Origin of the sequence: Aeromicrobium sp., assembly GCF_036676885.1 — a bacterium.
Lineage (GTDB): Bacteria > Actinomycetota > Actinomycetes > Propionibacteriales > Nocardioidaceae > Aeromicrobium.
Genome location: NZ_JAKFCB010000115.1, coordinates 1 through 4257, shown reverse-complemented (window position 1 = coordinate 4257; position 4257 = coordinate 1). Strand labels below are relative to the sequence as shown.

Below are 4257 nucleotides of genomic sequence, written 5' to 3'. Positions count from 1 at the left end.
GGTGCCGGGCAGGATCGTGAGGACGTCGGTCTGGCGTACGAGCGGCGAGGCTACGGTCGCGGTCGCGGCGGCGAACGACGTCACGCCCGGCACGACCTCGGTCTCGAACCGGTCGGCGAGCCGGTCGTGCATGTACATGTACGACCCGTAGAACAGCGGGTCTCCCTCCGCCAGAACGACGACGGTACGTCCGGCCTCGAGGTGCACCGCGAGGCGCGCCGCGGACTCCTCGTAGAACTCCGCCATCGCCCCTGCATAGCCACCGGGATGGGCGGTCGTGCCGGTCGTCACCGGATAGCGCAGCTCCTCCTCGATGACGCCGTCGGGGATCAGGTCGGCGGCGATCCGGCGGGCGTTGGACTGCTTGCCGACGCCGGCGTGGAACGCGATGACGTCCGCCTCGGCGATCAGCCGGGCCGCCTTGAGGGTGATGAGCTCGGGGTCGCCGGGGCCGAGCCCGACGCCGTAGAGGCGGCCGGTCACTCGCGTTCCTGGGCGATCGCGTTGAGCGCCGATGCGGCCATCGCCGAGCCGCCGCGACGGCCGTGCACCGTCAGGTAGGGGATGTCGAGCTCGAACGATGCCAGGGCTTCCTTGGACTCGGCGGCGCCGATGAAGCCCACCGGCGTACCGATGATCGCGGCGGGTCGTGGCGCGCCGTCGAGCAGCATCTCGAGCAGGTGGAACAACGCCGTCGGGGCGTTGCCGAACGCGACGACCGCGCCCTCGAGCTGGTCCTCCCACAGCGAGACCGCAGCCGCGGAACGGGTCGTCGACCACTCCTTGGCCAGCGCCGGCACCCGCGGATCACGCAGGAAGCACAGCACCTCGTTGTCCTTCGGCAGCCGCGCGCGCGTGACGCCCGAGGCGACCATGGTGGCGTCGGTCAGGATCGGCGCGCCGCCCTCGAGCGCGCCGCGGGCCGCCGAGACCAGGTCCGGGTGGATGTCGAGGTCGCGGGTCAGGTCGACCTGTCCGCAGGCGTGCACCATCCGCACGGCGACCTTCTCCGCATCGGCCGGTATGTGCGACAGCTCGGCCTCAGCGCGGATCGTCGCGAACGAGTCGACGTAGATCGCGGGTCCGTCGGCGACGTAGTCGAAGCGGCGGGTCGGTTGCTTGGGCGTCATGCACTCTCCAGGTCGGGGATGACGATGCTCCGCCACGGCGTCACGATCACCTCGGTGCCGGCGCGATCCAGGATCTTGGCAGCGAGCTCGGGGGTGAGCAGGCCGTCGGGCACCGCAAGGTGTTCGGCGCTGCGGCCGTCGTCCTGCGCGATGATGCCGTACGGCGGAGGGAGCGCGCTGACCTGGGTCCTCAGGTCGCGGGCGTGGTGCATGCCGAGCAGCTCCGCGCCGCCTTCGGGCAGCTCGTCGATGTGCCACAGGGCGCTCTCGCCCTCGCCACGGAGACCGAGGAACGATCGGGCGTACGACAGCAGGGCACCGGGTGCCTCGTCGAGCGGGACCAGCGGACCCCACTGGTGCGAGCCGACGCGCAGCTGGACGGTCTCCTCGTCGACGGCCATCAGGCCCAGGTCGAGCGTGCGTGAGGCGATGTCGCCGCGGCCGTCGTCGAGCACGAACAGGAACCGGCCGGGCAGGCCCGCGAAGTCCGGCTCGGCGCACAGCTGCCGGTCGAGCTCGTGGGCCGTCTCGCGGAGGTCGGCTCGTCCGCCGACGCGTCCCGTGAGCGGCGACACCATGATGTTGCGCACCAGCTCGTGGCTCGGCGACGGCAGCAGCCCGGACTCGGCGATCGCGTCGACCAGCACCGCCGGCACGCAGCCGTCCGAGTGCTCGATGCCGCGGAGCTGCAGGTTGGTCCGCTTCGTCAGCAGGATCGTGCCATCGGCGAAATCGGCTGCGATGCCGACCAGGTCACGCAGGGCCGAGGTCGACAGCACGCCGCCGATGAGCCGCAGCCGCACGATCGCGCCGTCGTCCGCGATCCAGGGTCGCAGGACGCCGGGGCACCGGTCGGGATGAGAGCGATTCGTCACCCGTTCATGGTGTCACGCGCGGCTGGCGGCTCGTCCAGGACGCAGTCGCCGCAGATCCCGGCTCCCGGCACGCGGTAGAACAGGCAGCACGAGCGGCGTACGAATGACGGTGCGGGGTCGAGATCGCCGGTCCCGGCCAGTGTGCCGTGCTCGAGGAGCTGCCCGACGATTCGGGTCGCGACCTCGGCGCGGCCGGGACGCGCCGTGCGGAGCATCGTCAGCGCGCCGGCCAGGCTCGAGGCGACATTGCCCCAGAGCACCTGCGGCGACAGCGCGAACGTACGCCCGAAGTTGTCGAGCACCGGCGCGACGATCGGGCGCAGGATCCGTGCGTCGAGCTCCTCGGCGAGGCTCGAGCCGGCGAGCTCCGTACCGTCGACCGTGCTGCGGGCCAGCGGCCACGGTCCGCCGACGACGGGCTGCCACCACAGGGCGTCGAGCCGCAGGTCCGGGACGCGGTCGGCGAGCGCGGCGCAGGCGAAGGCCGGCGACACGAGGCGGGCGGCCAGGCCGAGGAACACGATCGACGCGGTCGCGCGCTCCTCGATCTCGTCGACCGTCACGCGCGATCGATCCGCGAGCAGCTGCCGGGCCGCGGCCACCCGCTCGACCAGGACATCAGGACGCTCGGCGAGCTCGGCCAGCGGCCGCCAGCCGGCGCCTGGGGTCCACCGGTCGAGGACGAAGAACGGCCCGACCTCGGCGGCGAGGTCGAGCGCGGCATCATCCGACGCGGGGATCATCCATTCGTGCCGCTGAGCAGCCCTGTCGTACGTACTTCGGCGACGTCGCCCCGAGCGGCACGCGCAGAGGCCTGGCCGGCCAGCGTGTCGGCGGCGACGTTGAGCGGCCACACCGTCAGGTCCGTGAGGTGGGCCTTGACCTTCTGGAAGAACACCGGGGCGTCGGCGTCGCGGCGCGCCTGCATCAGCGCGTAGATCGCCTGGACGATCTCGACGTTGGCGACGATCTCCTTCTTGGAGTTGCGCCAGCCGTTGCGGGCCCATCCACTGGCCCAGGTCGTCGAGCAGCCGATCGTGTAGGACGAGTCGGCCTGGATCACGAGCGGACGGTCGGCGAAGTCGCGCAGCGCGTTCTCGACCGCGAGCAGCTCGCCGATGTTGTTGGTCCCCTGCAGGAGCCCGCCGCAGGCCGAGGTGCCGTCGTCCGCGACGTACGCCCAGCCGGTCGGGCCGGGGTTGGTGACGCACGATCCGTCGGTGCCGACGACGATCGCGCCGCCCAGCTCGAGCACGGCGGTGTGGGTCCTGGCGAGTGTCACGGGCTGCTCCTGGCTTCGGTGGGTCGTCCGCCAGTATGGCTGCTCCGTCCGCCAGAATCGCGCTCCGATCGAGCCGGTACGCTGATCAGCACTTCCGCGCCGCAGGAATCCGGTGCAACTCCGGAGCGGTTCCGCCACTGTGTATGCCGTCAGGCCAGCCAGACACTGGGCGTGGAGCAACCCACCAGACGGGGCGAGAACCCCGAGGAGGAACATGACGCGCATCGCGCTGCTGTCCACGTCCGACACCGACCTGCTGTCGGCCCGCGCAAGCGGCGCCGACTACGTGCTCGCCAACCCCGCGCGCGAGCTGCCGGCCGGGCTCGCCGAGGTCGACCTGGTGATCGCCCGGGTGCTCGGCTCGGCCAGTGACATACGCGAGCTTGTGCTGCCGCACGTCGGCTCGGTGCCGCTGGTCGTCCTCGGGGGCGAGCAGTCGCCGAGCGCCGAGCTGATGGAGCTGTCGACCGTACCGATCGGCGTCGCGGCCGAGGCGCACCGCTATCTCGCCGAGGGCGGGCCGGGCAACCTCGCGCAGCTGCACGGCTTCCTGTCCGACACCGTGCTGCTGACCGGCGTCGGCTTCGAGCCGCCCGCAGTCCTGCCCGAGTTTGGTGTCGCGGAGCGACCCTCGCCGAGCAGCGACCTGCCCAGGATCGGAATCCTGTACTACCGGGCGCACGAGGCGTCCGGCAACAGCGGCTTCGCGCACCAGCTCGCCGACGCGATCGACGCGACCGGTGAGGCGTACGGCGTGCCGATCTTCTCGTCGTCGCTGCGGGCGGCACCCGACGCGCTGTTCACCGAGCTGGCCAAGCTCGACGCGCTGATCGTCACGGTCCTGGCCGCCGGCGGCACCAAGCCCGGCACCGTCAGCGCCGGCGGCGACGACGAGGCGTGGGACGTCGAGCGCATGAAGGCCCTCGACATCCCGATCCTGCAGGGCCTGTGCCTGACCTCGAGCCGTGAG

At 71.8% G+C, this 4257-nt stretch carries 6 protein-coding genes and 1 riboswitch; of the genes, 1 reads left to right on the top strand and 5 read right to left on the bottom strand.

From position 1 onward, the window contains the following. The 5 genes from V6M46_RS05895 to V6M46_RS05875 all read right to left on the bottom strand — a co-directional run. A partial coding sequence (locus V6M46_RS05895) for an SAM-dependent methyltransferase (protein WP_332662849.1) occupies nucleotides 1-483 on the bottom strand: 483 nt, incomplete at its 3' end. Continuing rightward, nucleotides 480-1130: a precorrin-8X methylmutase gene (locus tag V6M46_RS05890; RefSeq protein ID WP_332662848.1), complete on the bottom strand. Its 651-nt coding sequence runs from the start codon at nucleotides 1128-1130 to the stop codon at nucleotides 480-482. The genes V6M46_RS05895 and V6M46_RS05890, both read right to left, overlap by 4 nt. Further along, entirely contained in the window at nucleotides 1127-2005 is an 879-nt protein-coding gene (locus V6M46_RS05885) for a nitrite reductase (protein WP_332662847.1), read from the bottom strand. The genes V6M46_RS05890 and V6M46_RS05885 overlap by 4 nt, the downstream gene beginning before the upstream one ends. Next, a complete protein-coding gene (locus tag V6M46_RS05880) occupies nucleotides 2002-2748 on the bottom strand; it encodes a (2Fe-2S)-binding protein (protein ID WP_332662846.1) in 747 nt (248 codons plus the stop codon). Before V6M46_RS05880 ends, V6M46_RS05885 begins: the two co-directional genes overlap by 4 nt. Further along, a complete protein-coding gene (locus tag V6M46_RS05875) occupies nucleotides 2745-3287 on the bottom strand; it encodes a ribonuclease H family protein (RefSeq protein WP_332662845.1) in 543 nt (180 codons plus the stop codon). Before V6M46_RS05875 ends, V6M46_RS05880 begins: the two co-directional genes overlap by 4 nt. 62 nt (nucleotides 3288-3349) lie before the next feature. Beyond that, nucleotides 3350-3475, top strand: a riboswitch (cobalamin riboswitch). A 26-nt stretch (nucleotides 3476-3501) separates the two neighbouring features. Here V6M46_RS05875 and V6M46_RS05870 point away from each other — a divergent pair. After that, nucleotides 3502-4257, top strand: a 756-nt coding sequence (locus V6M46_RS05870) for a cobaltochelatase subunit CobN (RefSeq protein ID WP_332662844.1), incomplete at its 3' end; no start/stop codon positions are given.

What these genes read in the sequence shown, in the direction of transcription:
- V6M46_RS05890 (WP_332662848.1), bottom strand. Translation starts at nt 1,130, where the DNA reads ATGACGCCCAAGCAACCGACCCGCCGCTTCGACTACGTCGCCGACGGA.
- V6M46_RS05880 (WP_332662846.1), bottom strand. Translation starts at nt 2,748, where the DNA reads ATGATCCCCGCGTCGGATGATGCCGCGCTCGACCTCGCCGCCGAGGTC.